This window comes from Mycobacterium sp. E2462 (assembly GCF_001672685.1).
GTDB lineage: Bacteria > Actinomycetota > Actinomycetes > Mycobacteriales > Mycobacteriaceae > Mycobacterium.
Genome location: NZ_LZKC01000278.1, coordinates 1 through 17549, shown reverse-complemented (window position 1 = coordinate 17549; position 17549 = coordinate 1). Strand labels below are relative to the sequence as shown.

Genomic DNA, 17549 nt, shown 5'->3' with positions numbered 1-17549 from the left:
GGCCGATCCGTCTCGTGGCCGCGCAGGTGCGCGATCCCGGACAGCCGCGACACCGACCCGGGGGTGGCCAGCGCGGCCAGCGCCGCGACCGACGGGGTGAGTTCACCGACGGCCCGCAGGTCGACGTCGAAACCGGCGTACTCGCGGGTGCCGCGCACTTCCACTGACGAGTCATCCTGTGTGACAGTCGCTTTCAGGTCACGCAGCACCGCCAGGATGTGGTCGGCGGGTTGCACGCTGGCGGCCGGCCAACCCGTGACGCGCACGGTCCCGCCGGTCACCGCCGCGGCCGCCAGGAACGGCACGGCGTTGGTCAGGTCCGGTTCGACCTCCCAGTGCCGCGCTGGCCACCCCCGGGTCGGTGTCGCGGCTGTCCGGGATCGCGCACCTGCGCGGCCACGAGACGGATCGGCTCGCCGCGCTCAGCAAGGAGATCAACCGGCTCGGCGGCGACTGCCGCGAGACCTCCGACGGCCTGGTGATCACCGCCACCCCGCTGCGGGCGGGGACCTGGCGCGCCTACGCCGACCACCGGATGGCGATGGCCGGTGCGATCGTCGGGTTGCGGGTGCCCGGTGTCGAGGTGGACGACATCGGCGCCACCGGCAAGACGCTGCCCGAGTTTCCGCAGCTGTGGGCCCGCATGCTCGGGGAGCCCGGCATGTGAGACCCGGCGACTACGACGAATCCGACGTCAAGATCCGCTCCGGGCGGGGCTCGCGGCCGCGCACCAAGACCCGGCCCGGGCACGCCGACGCCCGGTCGGCCATGGTGGTCAGCGTCGATCGGGGCCGCTGGGGGTGCGTGCTGGACGGTGACCCCGCGCACCGCGTCACCGCCATGCGGGCGCGCGAACTCGGGCGCACGCCCATCGTCGTCGGCGACGACGTGGACGTCGTCGGTGACCTGTCCGGGCGCACCGACACCCTGGCCCGCATCGTGCGGCGCGGCGAGCGCCGCACGGTTCTGCGGCGCACGGCCGACGACACCGATCCGACGGAACGCGTGGTGGTCGCCAACGCCGACCAACTGCTGATCGTGGTGGCGCTGGCCGACCCGCCGCCCCGCACGGGCCTGGTCGACCGGGCGCTGATCGCCGCCTACGCGGGCGGGCTGACGCCGATCCTGTGCCTGACCAAGACCGACCTCGCGCCGCCCGGGCCGTTCGCCGAGCAGTTCGTCGACCTCGACCTGACGGTCGTCACCGCGGGCCGTGACGACCCGCTGCTGGCGGTGGCCGACCTGCTGGAGGGAAACATCACCGTGCTGCTCGGCCACTCCGGCGTCGGCAAGTCGACGCTGGTCAACCGCCTGGTCCCGGACGCGGAGCGGGCCGTCGGCGCGGTGACCGACATCGGCAGGGGCCGGCACACCTCCACCCAATCGGTGGCGCTTCCGCTGGCCACCTCGGGCTGGGTGATCGACACCCCGGGGATCCGCTCGTTCGGGCTGGCGCACATCGCGCCCGACGACGTGCTGATGGCGTTCTCCGATCTGGCCGAGACCATCGAGAACTGCCCGCGCGGCTGTGGGCACATGGGACCGCCGGCCGACCCCGAGTGCGCGCTGGACGGGCTGACCGGGCCGGCCGCGCGCCGCGTCGCCGCGGCCAGGAGGCTGCTGGGGGCGCTTAGGGAGCCTTAGCCGCCAGTCGCACACCCAGCTCGTCGGGCGGCACTAAATGTCCTTCGGCGCAGCGGATTTCGACGGTCGCCTCGGCCCCGCAGCCCACATGCGTCAGCCTCAGTCGGTTGCGTCCGGGCAGGTGGCGCCTTCCCCACTCGAACAGCGACCACACCACCGGCATGAACTCCACGCCCGCCTCGGTGAGGACGTATTCGTCGCGGCTGCGCTGGCCGGGCTCCTGGTACGGCTGGCGCCGCAACAACCCCAGGTCGACCAGTTCGGACAGCCGCGCCGACGTGGCGGCCTTGGTGATGCCGACCCGCCGGGCGAAGTCGTCGAAACGCGTGGTGCCGTAGTAGGCCTCGCGCATGATCAGCATCGCTGATTTCGTGCCGACCACCGCCATCGTCTTCTCGATCGCGCACTCACCGACCGCCGACCAGGCGTCACGGTCGGCGAGCGGCCCCTGCAGCAGTGTCATGTAAATCACCTCCCGGGCTGGGTTGCAATCAGCATACCGAGATGTTTACCTGGGTACAGCTTTATATACCTAGATGGTGGACTCAAGGAGGAGCCATGAATCAGGGCCGTGACGCCGTTATCGTCGGAGCCGTTCGTACCCCCATCGGCAAGGGCAAGGCCAGTGGCGCGCTGCACGACGTGCTGCCCGTCGACCTGCTGGCCCACAGCCTGCGCGAGCTGGTGACCCGCACCGGGGTGGACCCCGCGCAGATCGACGACGTCATCGCCGGCGCCGTCACCCAGGTCGGCGACCAGGCGGTGAACATCGCCCGCAACGCCCTGTTGGGCGCGGGCTTCCCGGAGTCCGTCCCCGGGGTCACGATCGACCGCCAGTGCGGCAGCAGCCAGCAGGCCATCAGCTTCGCCGCCCAGGGCGTCATCGCCGGCGCCTACGACCTGGTGATCGCCGGGGGCGTGGAGTCCATGGGCCGCGTGCCGATGGGCACCCAGGTGTTGCCCGGCAGCGATCCCTTCGGCGCGGGCATGGCCGCGCGTTACCCCGAAGGCCTGGTGCCGCAGGGCATCAGCGCCGAACTGATCGCGGCCAAGTGGGGCCTGTCGCGCGCCGAGCTCGACGAGTTCTCCGCCGGCAGCCACGATAAGGCCGCCCGCGCCACCAAGGAGGGGCTGTTCGACAACGAGCTGGCGCCGATCGCCGGCCTGTCGACCGACGAGATCATCCGTCCCGGCACCACCGTCGAGACGCTCGCCAAGCTGCAACCCGCGTTCTATAGCGACAAGATGAAAGAGCGCTTCCCTCAGATCAATTGGGAGATCACCCCGGGTAACTCCTCACCGCTGTCGGACGGTAGCGCCGCGGTGCTGATCACCAGCAGCGAGGGCGCCACAAAACTGGGCCTGCGCCCCCTGGCGCGCATCCACACCACCACGGTGGTGGGCGATGACCCGCTCTACATGCTGACCGGCATCATCCCGGCCACCGAGAAGGTGCTGCGTCGCGCGGGCCTGACGCTGGCCGACATCGACCTGTTCGAGGTCAACGAGGCCTTCGCGCCCGTGGTGCTGGCCTGGGCCAAGGACACCGGAGCCGACCTGGCCAAGACCAACGTCAACGGCGGGGCGATCGCCATCGGGCACCCGCTGGGCGCCAGCGGCGCCCGCATCATGACCACGCTGGTCAACGCTTTGGAGCAGCGCGGCGGTCGGTACGCCTTGCAGACGATGTGCGAAGGCGGCGGCATGGCCAACGCCACCATCATCGAACGCCTGGGCTGAGCGCGGCCATGACCAAGGTCCTGGTGACCACCGCCAACGGCGACACCGGCCGTCCGATGGTCGAGTGCCTGCTCGACCGCGGACTGCCGGTCAGGGCGATGGTCCGGCGGGATGACGACCGCGCGCAACGTCTGCGCGATGCCGGTGCCGAGGTGGTGTGCGGAGACCAGCTCGATCTGGGCGATGTTCGCGCGGCACTGGCCGGCGTGCGGCGGGCCTACTTCAATTTCCCGGTCGGTGACGGACTGGTGGAAGCGGCGGTGATGTTCGCCCAGGCGGCCAGGGAGCAGAGCCTCGAGCTGATCGTGAACATGAGCCACATTCAGTCGCGGCCCCGGGCGCGGAGTAAGGCAACCCAGAACCACTGGCTCTCCGAGCAGGTGTTCGACTGGTCGGGCATTCCGACGACCAACCTGCGGGTCACGTTCTTCATGGAATGGCTGACCTACATCGCGGGGGCGATCCGCGGCGGCCGCTATGTGATGCCCTTTGACGCCGAGAGTCGCTTCGCCCCCATCGCCGCACGGGATATCGCGTTGACCGCCGCGACCATCTTGAGCGATCCGCGCGGACACGGCGGTCGCACGTACACCCTGACCGGGCCGGTCGAGTACAGCCACCAGGAACTGGCCGCCGAGGTCGGCCGCGTCCTCGGTCGGGAGCTCCCGTTCGAAAAGGTCGGCGCGGCAACGTTTCTGGAGCTGCTCGGGATCCCCGACGACACCGCCAAGCGCAGGCACTTCGAAGCGGTCGCGGTCGACCAACGGGAAGGGCGCTTGGCCGGCGTCAGCGATACCGCGCGCACCATCGTCGGCCGCCCGCTCAGCACGGTCGCGGACTTTGTCAACGACCACCGCTCGATGTTCGAAGAGCACCACGACAGAGAGGCCGAACATGTCTGAGCGCACAGAGATTCGCTTCGACGGCGTGCGGGTGCGGTACGACAGCGCCAAGAGTTACGACCAACTGGTCAGCGCGCTGCTGGACGAGATCGGTCACCGGCCGGTGCCGATCAACGAGTTCGCCCGCACGCGCGACAGCTGGGAGTCGTTCGAGCAGGAGGTCGAACCCCACGTCAGCCCCAGCGGGTTCATGCTGTTCGGCACGTTCGACCACGGCGCGTGGATCACCAAGGCGGGCATCGACCGCAAGGTGTTGCGCGTGGTCCTGGGCAACCCGCTGATCGCCATCACGATGCTGCGCCACGACGTCAAGGCCGGCTTGTTCGCGCCCGTCGAGGTGGTGATCGTGGACGAAGGCGAAGGAAGCAGCCTCACTTACGTCAAGCCGTCGTCGCTGATGGTCGTCGAACCCAACGCCGACTTGCGCAGCGCCGCAGAGGCTTTGGACGCCAAGCTGGCCGCGCTGGCCGAGCAGGTGACGGGCTAGCGCACGGCGAGGTGCAGCCGTTCGAGGCGGCGAACCAGGACGCTGGGCAGCCACGGGCCGACGTCGGCCGCCAAGATCCAGGTCGTCTGCTCGAGCAGCATGCGAAAGACGATGCGGGCTTCCAGGCGCGCCAGGGCGGCTCCGACGCAGAAGTGGGCGCCCTTGCCGAACGTGACGTGCCCCTTCGCGCCGCGACGATCGAGCCGAAACTCGTTGGCGCAGTCGAAGTGTCGGGGGTCCCGGTTGGCCGCTCCCCACAGCAACAACAGGCGCGCATCGGCGGGCAGCTCGACGCCGGCCAACGTCGTGTCGCGCACCACGTGCCGGTAATGGCCCCGAAACGGCGACTCGTAGCGCAAGGTCTCCTCGATGAAGGCGTCCAGCGCTTCCGGGTTGGCGCGCAGCTGCTCCTGCAGGCTCGGGCGGTCTGCCAGGAGCCAGGCGGCGCTGCCGAGTAACGACGCGGTCGACTCCCCCGCCGCGCTGAACAGCGTGAGCATGATCGCAAGCGCGGGAAGCTGGTCCAGCTCGCCGGAGCGGTTGCGCGCGGCGAGGTCGCCGATCAGGCCTCGCCCGGCATCGTCGGCGTTGGCGAAGTGCTCCAGGACGTATCCGGACAGCTCCAGCGCGGCCATACCGGCGGCCTCGAGTTGGGGCGGGCTGACGATGCCGTCGAGCAGCGTGGTGGTCGCATACCCGAGCCGGATCAGCCTGTCGACGTCGCCGTCGGGCAGCCCGAGCAGGCGGGCGACCACCATCATCGGCAGCCGATTGGCGACGGCGCTCATCCACTCGATCCGCCCGTCGACCAACGCCTCGGACCAGAGCCGCCGGGCGGTGGCTTCGGCGAACTCCTCGATGACGCGCACCCGGCGCGCCGACAGGTGGGGCAGCAACAACTTGCGGTGCACCGCGTGCAGGGGATCGTCGGCGGTCGCCAGCGCGTTCATCGGGCCGCCGAGCGAACCCATCTCGTACGGGGTGACGGTCCCGTCGTCGTGATACACCATCGTCGCGGTGAGGTTCGACGAGAAGTCCTCGACGCGGTTTACGGCGTCGAGGACGGCATCCCACCCGCAGACCGCGTAGAAACCGGAGTCGCCGATGCGGTTGACCCCCGCCGCGCTGCGCATCCGGTCGTACAACGGGTAGGGGTCCTGGATCACGGCGCTTCCGAAGAATGCGCACGGATCCACCACGGCGGTCATGAGCCAAGGCTGAGCGGTGCCCGTGAGCTGCGTCAACGGGTCGCGGGGAACCTGCGGAGCCGCGTTGGACGTGCGGGGCGTGGGTTCTCTCAGGCCACCGCGCCGACCAGCACCGCCGATGAGAGAAGCGGCGGATTTTTTCGCACGATGATAAAACGAGTTGGTGGTTTCGCTGCGGGGACGCCGCTGATGGGCGACGATTGGCTAGTCGGGCGCGACCGCCACAGCGCGGGCGTCGAGCGGATCTACGCCGCGGCCGCCGACCTCATGGTCCGGCGGGGCTACGAGGCGTTGCGCATCGAGGACCTGGCCGCCGCCGTCCACTGTTCACCGGCGACGATCTACCGCCATGCCGGCGGCAAGGCGCAGATCCGGGACGCGGTGATGGGCCGGCAAGCGGAGCGCATCCTCGATTCGGTACGTGCGGCGATCTCCGGGCTGACCGGTACCGACCGCGTCGTCACCGCCACCACCGTCGCGCTGCGGCGCCTGCGGGCGGACCCCCTCGCGCAACTCATGCGCACGAGAACCGCGGCGCGCAGCAACGAGTGGCTGACCGACTCACCCGTCGTCGCCCGCTTCGCCACCGAGATGGTCGGCCTCAGCGAGCCCGACCCCCTGGCGGCGCAATGGCTGATCCGGGTGTTCCTGGCGCTGTGGTGTTGGCCCCTGGGCGACGCCGATGCCGAGGAGGCCATGGTGCGCCGGTTCCTCGGGCCGCCCTACGCCATCGACCGGTGATGCCGGCGCTTCGGAGATGACCGCGGGCCGCGGCGCCCGCCGGCCGGCCTGACGACGTCAGGCACCGATGCGCAGCGCGCCGGGCGCGGTGTCGGGCACCGCGGGGTGGGCTGGCAGCACCGGCCGGACCCGCACGTAGCCCGAGCCCAGCGGCGGGCGCGGGTCCGGCTCACCCTTGTTCGGCCACAGCGAGGTGGCCCGTTCGGCTAGCGCGGTGATGGTCAGCGACGGGTTGACGCCCAGGTTCGCGGTGATCGTCGAGCCGTCGATGACGTGCAGCCCCGGATACCCGTGCATGCGGTGGTAGGGATCCACGACGCCGTCGGCGGCCGTCTCACCGATCACGCAGCCCCCGATGAAGTGCCCCGTCATCGGGATGTCCGCCAGATCCGCCCAGGCGCCGCCGGCGATGCCGTCGAGGTGCTCGGCCGCGCGGCGGGCGACCTCGTGGCCGACCGGGATCCACGTCGGGTTCGGCTCCCCCACGCCCTGCCGCGTCACCATGCGCCGCCCGAACAGCCAGCGCCGGGTGCAGGTGGTCAGCGAATTGTCGTGGGTCTGCATCACCAGCAGGGGGATCGTCTGCTCCGACCAGTTTCGCGGGTTCAGCAGGCGGCGCAGGTCTTGGCGTTGGCGCGCAAGCTCTTTCAATCCCGTCCGCCAGCGCCGGCCGCCCTCGTGCAGGTTCGCCGAACCGTCGACCAGCACGGTGCCCAGCAACCCCATCAGGTTGGAGTCGTGCCCGTAGCGGCACGGCTCCACGTGGGTGTGCTCGTCCGGATGGATCGATGAGGTGATCGCGACGCCCTCCGAGTAGTCCACGTCGTCGCCGCGTGCCCGCACCGCCAGGATCGCCTCGGAGTTGGTGCGCGACAACTCGCCCAGGCGCGGCGAGACGTTCGGCAGGCTGCCGCGGTCGCGCAGCCGGTGCAGCAACCGTTGGGTCCCCAGCGCGGCGGCCGAGAACACGACCTGCTCGGCGGTGAACGTGCGGCGGCCCCGGCGCAGCTTGCCCCCGGTGCGACGCGTCGCGACGTCGTACCCGCCACCCTGGCGGGGCCGCACGTCGACCACCGTCGTCAGCGGATGTACGCTCGCGCCGAGCTTTTCGGCCAGGTACAGGTAGTTCTTGACCAACGTGTTCTTGGCGTTGTGCCGACACCCCGTCATGCATTCCCCGCAGTGCCGGCACGCGTTGCGATCCGGCCCGGCCCCGCCGAAGTAGGGGTCGCCGACCGGGGCGCCCGGGGCGGCCAGCTCACCATCGGCGCCGGTGAAGCACACCCCGACCCGGGTGGCGTGGAAGGTGTCCGCGACGCCGAGATCGGTGGCCACCTGCAGCATCACCTTGTCCGACGGCGTCGTTCGCGGGTAGGTCTCGACGCCGAGCATCCGGGAGGCCTGGTTGTAACAGGGCGCCAGCTCGTCCTTCCAGTCCGTGATCGTGCTCCAGCGCGGGTCGGCGTAGAACGGGTCGCCGGGCTCGTAGAGGGTGTTCGCGTAGACCAGCGAGCCCCCGCCCACGCCCGCGCCGCTGAGCACGACGGCGTCGGACAGGACGTCGATGCGCTGGATGCCGTAACAGCCGACGGCGGGCCGGAAAAGGTAATCCCTGATGTGCCAACTGTTTTTAGCCAGGTCCTGGTCGCGGAACCGGCGGCCCGCCTCCAGCACGCCGACGCGGTACCCCTTTTCGCTCAGGCGCAGCGCCGTGACGCTTCCCCCGAAGCCGGACCCGATCACCAGCACGTCGTAGTCGAACGTCACGCGTTGACCCCCTCGGCGACTCGCCGCGGCCGTACCTCGACGTAATCCGCGAGATTCACTGTGTCGGTGCGGCGCTGATATTCGCGCACCAGCCCGGGCCAGTTGGTGGTGACGCGGCCCGAGGCGGTGCGATACCAGGAGTCGCAGGTGGTCCACACCCCGGAATCCAGACGGGACTGCACGTCGGTGTCGTAGGCCTGCTCGACGGTGTCACGAATCTCCAACGCCCGCAGCTCGTTTGACCGGCTGAGCCGTTCGGTGATCTGCCGGATGTAGCGGGCCTGCTGCTCCATCATCAGGATGATCGAACTGGTGCCGAGGTTGGTGTTCGGGCCGTAGATGAGGAACATGTTCGGGAAGCCCGGCACGGACATGCCGAGGTGCGCCCGGGCCCCCTCCGCCCACTCGCCGTGCAGGTCGCGCCCGTCGCGCCCGGTGATCGTCATCGGCGCCAGGAATTCGGTGGCCTTGAACCCGGTGCCGTAGATGATGACGTCCACCTCGTGCAGCCGTCCGTCGGCGGTGCGCACGCCCGTCGCCGTCACCTCGGCGATGGGCTCGGTCTGTACGGCGACGTTGTCCTTGGCCAGGGCCGGATACCAGTCGCTGCTGAACAACACCCGCTTGCAGCCCACCGGGTAATCGGGGGTGAGCTTGGCCCGCAGCACCGGGTCCTTGACGTGGCACTTCAAGTTCAGCGACGCGAGCACCCCCACCAGGCGGGCCAGCAGCGCCACCCTGGTCAGGGCGAGACCGAAGAACTCCGAGATCTGCCAGATGAGGCCCCGCATCGCGGCGGCGAACACCGGCACCTTCGCGAAGGCGGCGTGGTGCGCGCCGGTGTAGGCCCGGTCGGGCTTGGGGATGACGTACGGCGCCGACCGCTGGAAAACGGTGACCCGCCGCGCGGTTTCGCGGATCCGCGGAACGAACTGGATGGCGGACGCCCCGGTGCCGAGGACCGCGATCCGCTTGCCGGCCAAGTCGACGTCGTGACGCCACTGCGCCGAGTGAAACGACGGCCCCGCGAACGTGTCCAGCCCCGGGATGGCCGGCAGCGACGGTCGCGACAGCTGGCCCACCGCGGGCACCAGCACGTCGGCTTCGTAGTTTTCGCCGCCCGCGGTCGCCACCCGCCAGGTGGCTGTGTCCTCGTCGTACTGCGCCGAGGTCACCTCCACCCCGGTGCGCACCAGGTCGCGCAGCCCGAACCGGTCGGCCGTGTCGTGGATATAGCCGAGGATGTCGGGCTGCTCGGCGTAGCGCCGGCCCCAGTCGGTTTTCCGCGCGAACGAATAGGAATACAGGTTCGACGGGACGTCACACGCGGCGCCGGGGTAGGTGTTCTCCCGCCAGACGCCGCCGATGTCGTCGGCCTTCTCCAGCACCGTCACCTCGGCGAGGCCGTCCTTGGAAAGCTCGTAGGCGGCGGCGAGGCCGCCGAAGCCGGCCCCGATCACCAGTACGCGAGGACGAGTCGTGGAAGTCATACGTCCAACGTAGGGGCTGGTCACGGCTCGGCGGCAGCCAATTGCGGTCGCGAAATCCAGGATTCCGGCCACGCTGCCGGCGCGCCCGGCCGCCGAAAGCTCACACCGCCAGCGGCCGCGCGCGCGGCGCCACCGAGCGCTGATAGCGCGCCGGGGTGGTGCCCGTCCAGCGCTTGAACGCCGCGATGAAGCTCGTCGCCTCGGCGTAGCCGAGCCGCAGCGCGACGTCCTCGACCGTCAGCGCGCCCGTCGCCAACAGCTCCTCGGCGAGGACGCGGTGCACCTCCTCGGCCAGCTCCCGAAAGCTCGTGTTCTCCTCGGCCAGCCGGCGCCGCAGCGTCCGCTCGCTCATCGCCAGCTGCCGGGCGATGCCCGCGATCGTGTGCGGTTCGCCGTCGATGGAGGCGAGCCGGTCGCGGACCTGCCGGGCGACGCCGGTGCGGGCCCGGCGGGTCTCCAGCAACGCCTGGCACTGCTGCTCGCACATGGCCACGCTCAGCTCGCTGGCCCGGGGCAACCGGTTGCTCAGCAACGCCGCCGGAAAGCTCGCCGCGTTCACCGGCGCGCCGTAGGTGGGCGTCACGCCGAACACGTCCCGGGCCGCGGCGTCGCCCGAAGACGGTGCGGGGCCGCTGAATTCGATCGCCGTGAACGGGACCGGGCTGCCCAGCAGCTCGGCCATCACCTTGGCGATCGCGGTCAGGTCCCGGCGCACCAGGAACTGCGCCACCGGGCCGGTCAGGTCGGGCAGGTCCAGGCGGATGGCCGCCACCGGCCCGTCGACCGTGACGCTGGGCAGGCAGAAGCCGTAGCTGAGCTCGTAGTAGCGGGCCGCGAACCGCACGGCGTCGCCCAGCGTCGAACTGGTCAGGCACGCGAAGCCGAAGATGCCGAGCGACCCGACGTGGTAGCTGCCGCCCACTCGCATGCCCAGCTCCGTGGCCTCCCCGGCCAGCCGGGTGACCAGGTTGGTCGCGACGGTCAGCTCCTGGCGCCCGAGGATGGTCCGGTCGTGGTCGTGCAGGTCGGCCTCCGACAGGCCGGAGCCGTCCAGCACGTCGGCGGCGGCCAGGCCGTTGCGGCAACCGAAGTCGGTCATCAGGACGACGCTGGCCATGTTGCGCGGGAAATCCCAGTGCGTCACCTGCTGCCCGGCGAACACCTGCACGTCGTCCATCGGCGGATCAGCTTGCCGGCAACCGGATCTGCACGATGTCGGAGGCGTGCAGCCCGCCCGCCACCACCACGCCGTTGCGCTCGGCGACACTGGTGACGAAGTCGTAGGAGCCGTCCTCGCTGCGCAGGTCGTGGACCAGCCGCCCTTGGAGGTCGAAGGCCATGACCCAGGCGATCGGCGTGGCCTTGGGCCGCACGGCGGTCGGCAGGTTCCACAGCAGCGTCCGCAGGAACCCCGGGCGCGGCAGCAGCCTGTCGAGCAGCGCGTTGCGCGGGGCGGCGACCGCCACCCAGATCAGCCCGTCGCTGCCGAGGCTGATGTTGTCCGGCAACCCGGGCAGGTTTTCGACGAGCGGCTCGACGCTGGCGGTCTTGGCGCCGGTCAGCCAATACCGGCTCACGCGGTAGCCCTCGGTCTCGGCGAACAGCAGGTGCGATTCGTCGGGCGCCAGGGCCAGCCCGTTGGCGAACTTGAGGCCGTCGCGCAAGACGGTGGCCACCCCGTCGGCGTCCAGGCGCACCAACAGCCCCGTGCAGGAGTGCTCGAAGACGTCGCCGAGGTAGTGCTGCAGGTCCCAGCGGCGGCTGGAGACGGTGAACCAGATCGTGCCGTCGGCGCCGTCGACGACGTTGCTGGCGAAGCGCAGCGGGGCGCCGGCGACGTGATCGACGAGGACGCGCACGCCGCCGTCGGGCGACATCCGCAGCAGACCGCGGTCGTGATCGCAGATCAGCACCGAACCGTCGCGGCCGGGCTGCAAGCCGAGCGGCCGCCCCCCGGTGCGACCCACCAGGGTGCGCCGGCCCGTGGCCGGATCGATGCGCACGATTCTGCCGTCGGCCAAGCCGGTCAGCACCAGGCCGTCCCGGTCGAAGATGACGTCCTCGGGACCCTCGCCGCCGGTGGGAAATCGGCGCGTGATGGCGAAGGGGGCGGTGCGGTCGGTGCGGCCCTGGTCGGGCGGGGCCGGCGGGGGCGTCCAGGATCCGGTCTTGAGAATCCGGCGGGCCTGTGTCACTGCGGTTGACCCCCTTCGGGATTGGCGGCGCGCTCCTCGGCGCGGCGGATCTTGACCCCGGCGGCGAACATCTGCCGTTCGTAGAGCGGGCGGGCCAGCCGCTTGGTCCAGGCGGCCACCCGCGCCTGGCGGTCGGGCAGCACCAGGAACTCCTTGCGTGCCACGGCCGCGACGACGCGGGCCGCGATGTCGTCGGCGCTGCGCGGCGCGCGGTCGATCAGCTTGGCCGCCACCTGGTCGGCCATCGGGTCGCCGCCGCCCAGCGACGACGACAGGTTGCTGCGGAAGAACGACGGGCACACCACCGACACGTCGACGCCCCACGGGCGCAGTTCGTAGCGCAGGCTCTCCGAGAGCGCGACGACGGCGGCCTTACTCGCCGAATACGAGCTCATCGCCGCGGGGTGCACCAGCCCGGCGAGCGAGGCGACGTTGACGACGTGGCCGGCACCCTGCCGCTTGAACAGCGGCACCAAGGCGCGGCAGCCGTTGACCGCGCCGAGCACGTTGATCCTCAGCACCCGGTCCCAGTGGTCGTCGTCGACGTGGTCGATGCGCCCGCCGGCGGCGATGCCGGCGTTGTTGACCAGCACATCGAGCCCGCCGAACTCGCCGGCGACGCGCTCGGCCGCGGCGGCCCAATCCGCGGCGGAGCTGATGTCCAGGCGTTGGTAGAACGCCCCCGGCGGCGGGGCCGCCGGCTCGGCGAGATCGGCGATGAGCACGCGGGCGCCGGCCCGGGCATAGCGGGCGGCCAGGGCGGCTCCGAGGCCGGACGAACCGCCGGTGATCAGCACGCGCGTCATCGGCTGGCCCCGTGCTTGCCGAGTTCCACCCGCGCGATGACGTTCTTGTGGACCTCGTCGGGGCCGTCGGCCAGCCGCACCGCCCGGGCGGCGGTCCAGGCGCCGGAGAGCGGGAAGTCGCTCGACATCCCGCCGCCGCCGTGGATCTGCATGGCGAAATCGATGACCTGCTGGGCCACGTTCGGGGCGGCCACCTTGATCGCGCTGACCTCGCTGAGCGCGCCGAGCGGTCCGACCGTGTCGAGCTTGTACGCGGCGTCGAGGATGAGCAGCCGCGTCGAGTCGATCGCGATCCTGGCCTCGGCCACCCGTTCCCGGTTGCCGCCCAGGTTGATGAGCGGCTTGCCGAATGCCGTTCGGGCCAGGCCGCGCTCGCAGGCCAGGTGCAGCGCCCGCTCGGCCAGCCCGACCATCCGCATGGCGTGATGCACCCGGCCGGGCCCCAGCCGGCCCTGCGCGATCTCGAACGCGCGCCCGGGGCCGGCGATGACGTTGTCCAGCGGCACCCGCACGTCGGTGAACGACACCTCGCCGTGGCCGAACGGCTCGTCGAAGAAGCCCATGGTGTCCAGCATCCGCTCCACCTTGACGCCCGGGGCGTCGCGCGGGACCAGCACCATCGAGTGCCGCGCGTACTTGCCCGCCTGCGGGTCGGTGAGGCCCATGACGATCAGGACGGCGCAGTCGGGATGCCCGATCCCGGTGGTCCACCATTTGCGGCCGTTGATCACCACCTGGTCGCCGTCGACCACGGCGGTCAGCTGCATGTTGGTGGCGTCGGAGGACGCCACGTCGGGTTCGGTCATCGCGAAGGCCGTGCGGATGTCCCCCGCGAGCAGCGGTTCGAGCCACCGCGCCCGTTGCTGCTCGCTGCCGTAGCGCAACAGCACCTCGGCGTTGCCGGAATCCGGTGCGTTGCAGTTGAACACGTACGGCGCCAAGAAGGACCAGCCGGTCGCCTCGGCGATCGGGGCGTAGTCGACGTTGCTCAGCCCGGCGCCGCCGCGGGTGCCGAACTGCTGGGCGTAGGCGCCCTCGTGGCCGGCCGGCAGGAACAGATTCCACAGGCCCCGGGCCCGGGCCTCGCGGCGCAGGGCGTGCACCTCCTCGGGCACCTGCCACAGGTCGGCGCCACGGCCGTCGCGGCGCGCCTCGAGCTGCCGGCGGTGCAGCGCCTCCTCGACCGGCAGAATTTCGTCGGCGACGAACGCCCGCACCTCGTCGGCCAGCTCGGCCGCGCGCGGGGAAACAGACAGATCCATGCCCTCGACGGTATGCCCTGACCGGCCGTAGCCAGCCGGCTAGTCCGTTGGTGTCCGCGGGTCACCCGGCCGGGCGGTCATTCGACTGCATGGGCGCGCACTGCCGCCCGTACCGCGACGACGTTCTGCGCCGCGCCGTAGCGGGCCTAGGCTCTCGGGGAAACCCCTCGATCGTAGGAGACAGTCACGATGACGAAAGCCGTTGGCAGAGTCGCCGGCAAGGTCGCGTTCATCACCGGCGCCGCGCGCGGCCAAGGCCGAGAGCACGCCGTCCGCCTCGCCGAGGAGGGCGCCGACATCATCGCCGTGGACCTGTGCGGCGACGTCGACGGCGTCATCTACCCGGGAGCGACCGAGGCCGACCTCGACGAGACCGCGACGCTGGTCGAGAAGTCGGGGCGGCGCATCGTGGCCGCCAAGGCCGACGTCCGAGACGTCGCCGGTCTGCGCGATGCGCTGCAGCGGGGCGTCGACGAGTTGGGCCGTCCCGACGTCGTGATCGCCAACGCCGGCATCAGCGGCAGCCCCGCGCCCGCCGCGCTGATCGAAGAGACGGCCTGGCAGACGATGCTCGACATCAATCTCACCGGGGTCTGGCACACCATCAAGGTGGCGGTGCCGCACATGTCCGACGGGCGCGGCGGCTCCATCATCCTGGTGAGCTCCATGCTGGGGCTGCGCGGCGGCGGGTACATGGCCCACTACGCCTCGGCGAAGCACGGCGTCGTCGGGCTGATGAATTCTCTGGCGAACGAGCTTGCGCCGCAGCTGATTCGGGTCAACTCGATCCATCCCGGCAACATCCGCACGCCGATGATCGACAACGAGCCGTTCCACCGCACGCTGCGGCCGGACCTGCCCGACCCCACCATGGACGACACGGCGGCGGTGCTCGGGCACTTCCACATGCTGCCGGTGCCGGTCATCGAGGCGCGCGCCGTCAGCAATGCGGTGCTGTTCCTGGCCTCGGACGAGGCGCAGTACATCACCGGCGCGGCATTGCCGATCGACGCGGGTGCCACCGCGAAGTTCTGACGCGAACTTCTAGGCCGCCAGCTCGTCGTCGCGCTCGACGGCGGCCGCCGCGCGCTTGGCGCGGCGCCAGCCGCGCACGGTCGCGATCGCGGTCTTGAGCCCGCGCCGCCGGCCTGTGGCCGGGTCGGTGCCCGCGAAGCCGGGCCCCAGCTCGGCGAACATCCGCTCGCTGCGGGTCTCGGGCGCGTTGTCGGCGTCGTCGCGCAGGCACTCGTTGGGCAGCGACAGCTTCGCCAGCGTCCGCCACGTCTTGGCGTACTGCAGCAGGAACGAGCCGGTGGTGTAAGGCAAGTCGTAGGAGTCGCAGACCTCGCGCACCCGCACCGAGATCTCGTGCAGCCGGTTGCTCGGCAGATCCGGGTACAGGTGGTGCTCGATCTGGTGGCACAGGTTGCCGCTCATGAACCGCAGCAGCGGCCCGGCCTCGAAGTTGGCGCTGCCCAGCATCTGGCGCAGGTACCACTGGCCCTTGGTCTCGCCGATCATGTCGGTCTTGGTGAACTTCTCCGCGCCGTCGGGGAAGTGTCCGCAGAAGATCACGGCGTTGGCCCACACGTTGCGGATCACGTTGGCGGTCGCGTTGGCCGTCAGCGTGGACCGATAGGTCGCGCCGGGTGACACCGCGGTGAGCGCGGGGAAGGCGACGTAGTCCTTGAGCACCTGCCGCCCCGCCTTGGCCAGGAATTCGTCGACCCGCTGCCGGGCGTCGTCCTGGTCCATGCGCTTCTTGACGATCTTGCCCAGCTCCACGTGCTGCAGGCCGACGCCCCACTCGAACAGCAGCGCGAGCATGGTGTTGTAGACCAGGTTGAGCAGGTTGAACCGCTTCCAGCGCTGGTCGCGGGTGACGCGCAGCAGGCCGTAGCCGACGTCGTCGTCCATCCCGAGGATGTTGGTGTACTTGTGGTGCACAAAGTTGTGCGTGTAACGCCAGTGCTTGGACGACCCGCTCATGTCCCACTCCCACGTCGAGGAGTGAATCTCCGGGTCGTTCATCCAGTCCCACTGGCCGTGCATGACGTTGTGGCCGATCTCCATGTTCTCGACGATCTTGGCCACGCCCAGGGTCAGGGCGCCCGCCCACCAGGCCGACCGGCGCGAGCTCGCGGCCAGCGTGAGCCGGCCCGCGACCTCCAACGCCCGCTGGGCGGCAATGGTGCGACGGATGTAGCGGGCGTCGCGATCCCCGCGCGAGTCTTCGACGTCCTGGCGGATGGCGTCGAGCTCAGCGGCCAGGTTTTCGATGTCGGTGTCCGTCAGATGGGCGAATACGTCGACGTCGGTGATCGCCATCGTCGTCCTCCCTCCGGTTGATGGTGTTCCGGCCTAAGCCAGTGCCGTACCTACGCTATCGTAACCTACGAATCCGTAGGTTACCAATGAGTAGCCTTTAGATGTCGAGCACACAGTCGCCGGAGGCGGCCGACACGCAGGTCTGGATGCGCGAGCCCGGCTCATGTTCGACGCCGGTACGCAGGTCGCGGACGTGGCCCTCCACCAGGCTAACCACGCACGACTGGCAGATGCCCATCCGGCAGCCGAACGGCATCTGCACACCGGCGCTTTCGCCGGCGTCCATCAGCGACGTCGCGGCGTCCGCGGCCACCGTGCGCCCGCTCTGGGCGAAGGTCACCGCGCCGCCGGCGCCGGCCGGGGCCGCCTTCGACACCGCGAAACGCTCGAGGTGCAGCCGGTCGCCGATGCCGGCGGACGTCCAGATCCGCTCCGCCTGCGTCAGCAGGCCCTCCGGCCCGCAGGCCCAGGTGTGGCGTTCGCGCCAGTCCGGCACGTCGTGATCGAGCAGGTTCAGGTCGAGCCGGCCCTGGGTGCGGGTTTGACGCAGCAACAGCCGGTAACCCGGGTGGTCGGCGGACAGGGCGGCCAGCTCGGCACCGAACATGACGTCGGACTCGGTGGGCGCCGAGTGCAGATGCGCGACGTCGCCGATCTGATTGCGGCGGGCCAGGGTGCGCAGCATCGACATCACCGGAGTGATCCCGGAGCCGGCGGTGAGGAACAGGATGGAGGCCGGCGCCGGGTCGGGCAGCACGAAGTTGCCCTGCGGCGCGGCGAGCCGGACGATGGTTCCCGGTTCGACGCCGGCCACCAGGTGGGTCGACAGGAACCCTTCGTGCATCGCCTTGACGGTGATGGTCACCGTCCGGGGCGCGCCGGATCCCCTGCCCAGGGTGCCCGTGGCCGGCGTCGAGGTGAGCGAGTAGGACCGCCACCGCCAGCGCCCGTTCATCAACAGGCCGATGCCGATGTACTG

Annotated in this window: 16 protein-coding genes and 2 pseudogenes; 7 read left to right on the top strand and 11 right to left on the bottom strand. The window is 70.6% G+C overall.

Annotated features, from left to right (window positions below; all coding sequences use genetic code 11):
• Positions 1 to 344: pseudogene (locus A5714_RS13885) on the bottom strand (3-phosphoshikimate 1-carboxyvinyltransferase); the annotation flags it as partial.
• On the opposite strand from A5714_RS13885, the pseudogene A5714_RS13880 reads away from it, so the two are divergent.
• Both A5714_RS13880 and rsgA read left to right on the top strand, forming a co-directional pair.
• Positions 338 to 667 (top strand): annotated as a pseudogene (locus A5714_RS13880) (3-phosphoshikimate 1-carboxyvinyltransferase); the annotation flags it as partial. The pseudogenes A5714_RS13885 and A5714_RS13880 sit on opposite strands and share 7 nt — an antisense overlap.
• Positions 664 to 1644, top strand: coding sequence for a ribosome small subunit-dependent GTPase A (gene rsgA, locus A5714_RS13875; protein ID WP_068070337.1), 981 nt, complete (start codon positions 664 to 666; stop codon positions 1642 to 1644). The pseudogene A5714_RS13880 and the gene rsgA, both read left to right, overlap by 4 nt.
• Here the strand turns inward: rsgA and A5714_RS13870 are convergent.
• A complete protein-coding gene (locus A5714_RS13870; RefSeq protein WP_068070374.1) occupies positions 1631 to 2107 on the bottom strand; it encodes a helix-turn-helix domain-containing protein in 477 nt (158 codons plus the stop codon). The two genes, rsgA and A5714_RS13870, sit on opposite strands and share 14 nt — an antisense overlap.
• 95 nt (positions 2108 to 2202) lie before the next feature.
• Between A5714_RS13870 and A5714_RS13865 the strand changes: the two genes are divergently transcribed.
• Genes A5714_RS13865 through A5714_RS13855 form a run of 3 tightly spaced genes read left to right on the top strand, consistent with a single transcriptional unit; the run spans position 2203 to position 4773 of the window.
• Complete coding sequence (locus A5714_RS13865; RefSeq protein WP_068285924.1) at positions 2203 to 3384, top strand: acetyl-CoA C-acyltransferase; 1182 nt, start codon at positions 2203 to 2205, stop codon at positions 3382 to 3384.
• A gap of 8 nt (positions 3385 to 3392) precedes the next feature.
• A complete protein-coding gene (locus A5714_RS13860; protein WP_068285922.1) occupies positions 3393 to 4286 on the top strand; it encodes an NmrA family NAD(P)-binding protein in 894 nt (297 codons plus the stop codon).
• Positions 4279 to 4773, top strand: coding sequence for a DUF302 domain-containing protein (locus A5714_RS13855; protein WP_068285921.1), 495 nt, complete (start codon positions 4279 to 4281; stop codon positions 4771 to 4773). The genes A5714_RS13860 and A5714_RS13855 overlap by 8 nt, the downstream gene beginning before the upstream one ends.
• Here the strand turns inward: A5714_RS13855 and A5714_RS13850 are convergent.
• Complete coding sequence (locus A5714_RS13850) at positions 4770 to 5981, bottom strand: cytochrome P450 (RefSeq protein ID WP_068285919.1); 1212 nt, start codon at positions 5979 to 5981, stop codon at positions 4770 to 4772. The two genes, A5714_RS13855 and A5714_RS13850, sit on opposite strands and share 4 nt — an antisense overlap.
• A 186-nt stretch (positions 5982 to 6167) precedes the next feature.
• On the opposite strand from A5714_RS13850, the gene A5714_RS13845 reads away from it, so the two are divergent.
• Positions 6168 to 6722, top strand: coding sequence for a TetR/AcrR family transcriptional regulator (locus A5714_RS13845; protein ID WP_197513699.1), 555 nt, complete (start codon positions 6168 to 6170; stop codon positions 6720 to 6722).
• Positions 6723 to 6779: 57 nt separating this feature from the next.
• On the opposite strand, the gene A5714_RS13840 is transcribed toward A5714_RS13845, so the two are convergent.
• From A5714_RS13840 to A5714_RS13815, 6 genes are all read right to left on the bottom strand, one after another.
• Positions 6780 to 8489, bottom strand: a complete 1710-nt coding sequence (locus tag A5714_RS13840) for a GMC oxidoreductase (RefSeq protein ID WP_068285915.1) — start codon at positions 8487 to 8489, stop codon at positions 6780 to 6782.
• Complete coding sequence (locus tag A5714_RS13835; RefSeq protein WP_068285913.1) at positions 8486 to 9979, bottom strand: NAD(P)/FAD-dependent oxidoreductase; 1494 nt, start codon at positions 9977 to 9979, stop codon at positions 8486 to 8488. Before A5714_RS13835 ends, A5714_RS13840 begins: the two co-directional genes overlap by 4 nt.
• Before the next feature lie 100 nt (positions 9980 to 10079).
• Positions 10080 to 11156: an AraC family transcriptional regulator gene (locus tag A5714_RS13830; protein WP_068285911.1), complete on the bottom strand. Its 1077-nt coding sequence runs from the start codon at positions 11154 to 11156 to the stop codon at positions 10080 to 10082.
• A 7-nt stretch (positions 11157 to 11163) separates the two neighbouring features.
• Positions 11164 to 12174, bottom strand: a complete 1011-nt coding sequence (locus tag A5714_RS13825; protein ID WP_082959732.1) for an SMP-30/gluconolactonase/LRE family protein — start codon at positions 12172 to 12174, stop codon at positions 11164 to 11166.
• Positions 12171 to 12980 carry an SDR family NAD(P)-dependent oxidoreductase gene (locus tag A5714_RS13820; RefSeq protein ID WP_068070328.1) on the bottom strand — a complete coding sequence of 270 codons (810 nt, stop codon included), beginning with the start codon at positions 12978 to 12980 and terminating at the stop codon, positions 12171 to 12173. The genes A5714_RS13825 and A5714_RS13820 overlap by 4 nt, the downstream gene beginning before the upstream one ends.
• Positions 12977 to 14242: an acyl-CoA dehydrogenase family protein gene (locus A5714_RS13815; RefSeq protein WP_068285909.1), complete on the bottom strand. Its 1266-nt coding sequence runs from the start codon at positions 14240 to 14242 to the stop codon at positions 12977 to 12979. The genes A5714_RS13820 and A5714_RS13815 overlap by 4 nt, the downstream gene beginning before the upstream one ends.
• A gap of 189 nt (positions 14243 to 14431) precedes the next feature.
• Here A5714_RS13815 and A5714_RS13810 point away from each other — a divergent pair, with 189 nt between their 5' ends.
• Positions 14432 to 15277 carry a mycofactocin-coupled SDR family oxidoreductase gene (locus A5714_RS13810; RefSeq protein WP_068285907.1) on the top strand — a complete coding sequence of 282 codons (846 nt, stop codon included), beginning with the start codon at positions 14432 to 14434 and terminating at the stop codon, positions 15275 to 15277.
• 9 nt (positions 15278 to 15286) lie between these two features.
• Here A5714_RS13810 and A5714_RS13805 read toward each other — a convergent pair whose 3' ends face one another.
• On the bottom strand, positions 15287 to 16570 hold the full coding sequence (locus A5714_RS13805; protein WP_068285906.1) for a fatty acid desaturase: 1284 nt from the start codon (positions 16568 to 16570) through the stop codon (positions 15287 to 15289).
• 97 nt (positions 16571 to 16667) lie between these two features.
• A partial coding sequence (locus A5714_RS13800) for a ferredoxin reductase (protein ID WP_068285904.1) occupies positions 16668 to 17549 on the bottom strand: 882 nt, incomplete at its 5' end.

What these genes read in the sequence shown, in the direction of transcription:
- A5714_RS13870 (WP_068070374.1), bottom strand. Translation starts at nt 2,107, where the DNA reads ATGACACTGCTGCAGGGGCCGCTCGCCGACCGTGACGCCTGGTCGGCG.
- A5714_RS13865 (WP_068285924.1), top strand. Translation starts at nt 2,203, where the DNA reads ATGAATCAGGGCCGTGACGCCGTTATCGTCGGAGCCGTTCGTACCCCC.
- A5714_RS13860 (WP_068285922.1), top strand. Translation starts at nt 3,393, where the DNA reads ATGACCAAGGTCCTGGTGACCACCGCCAACGGCGACACCGGCCGTCCG.
- A5714_RS13855 (WP_068285921.1), top strand. Translation starts at nt 4,279, where the DNA reads ATGTCTGAGCGCACAGAGATTCGCTTCGACGGCGTGCGGGTGCGGTAC.
- A5714_RS13850 (WP_068285919.1), bottom strand. Translation starts at nt 5,981, where the DNA reads ATGACCGCCGTGGTGGATCCGTGCGCATTCTTCGGAAGCGCCGTGATC.
- A5714_RS13835 (WP_068285913.1), bottom strand. Translation starts at nt 9,979, where the DNA reads ATGACTTCCACGACTCGTCCTCGCGTACTGGTGATCGGGGCCGGCTTC.
- A5714_RS13830 (WP_068285911.1), bottom strand. Translation starts at nt 11,156, where the DNA reads ATGGACGACGTGCAGGTGTTCGCCGGGCAGCAGGTGACGCACTGGGAT.
- A5714_RS13820 (WP_068070328.1), bottom strand. Translation starts at nt 12,980, where the DNA reads ATGACGCGCGTGCTGATCACCGGCGGTTCGTCCGGCCTCGGAGCCGCC.
- A5714_RS13815 (WP_068285909.1), bottom strand. Translation starts at nt 14,242, where the DNA reads ATGGATCTGTCTGTTTCCCCGCGCGCGGCCGAGCTGGCCGACGAGGTG.
- A5714_RS13810 (WP_068285907.1), top strand. Translation starts at nt 14,432, where the DNA reads ATGACGAAAGCCGTTGGCAGAGTCGCCGGCAAGGTCGCGTTCATCACC.
- A5714_RS13805 (WP_068285906.1), bottom strand. Translation starts at nt 16,570, where the DNA reads ATGGCGATCACCGACGTCGACGTATTCGCCCATCTGACGGACACCGAC.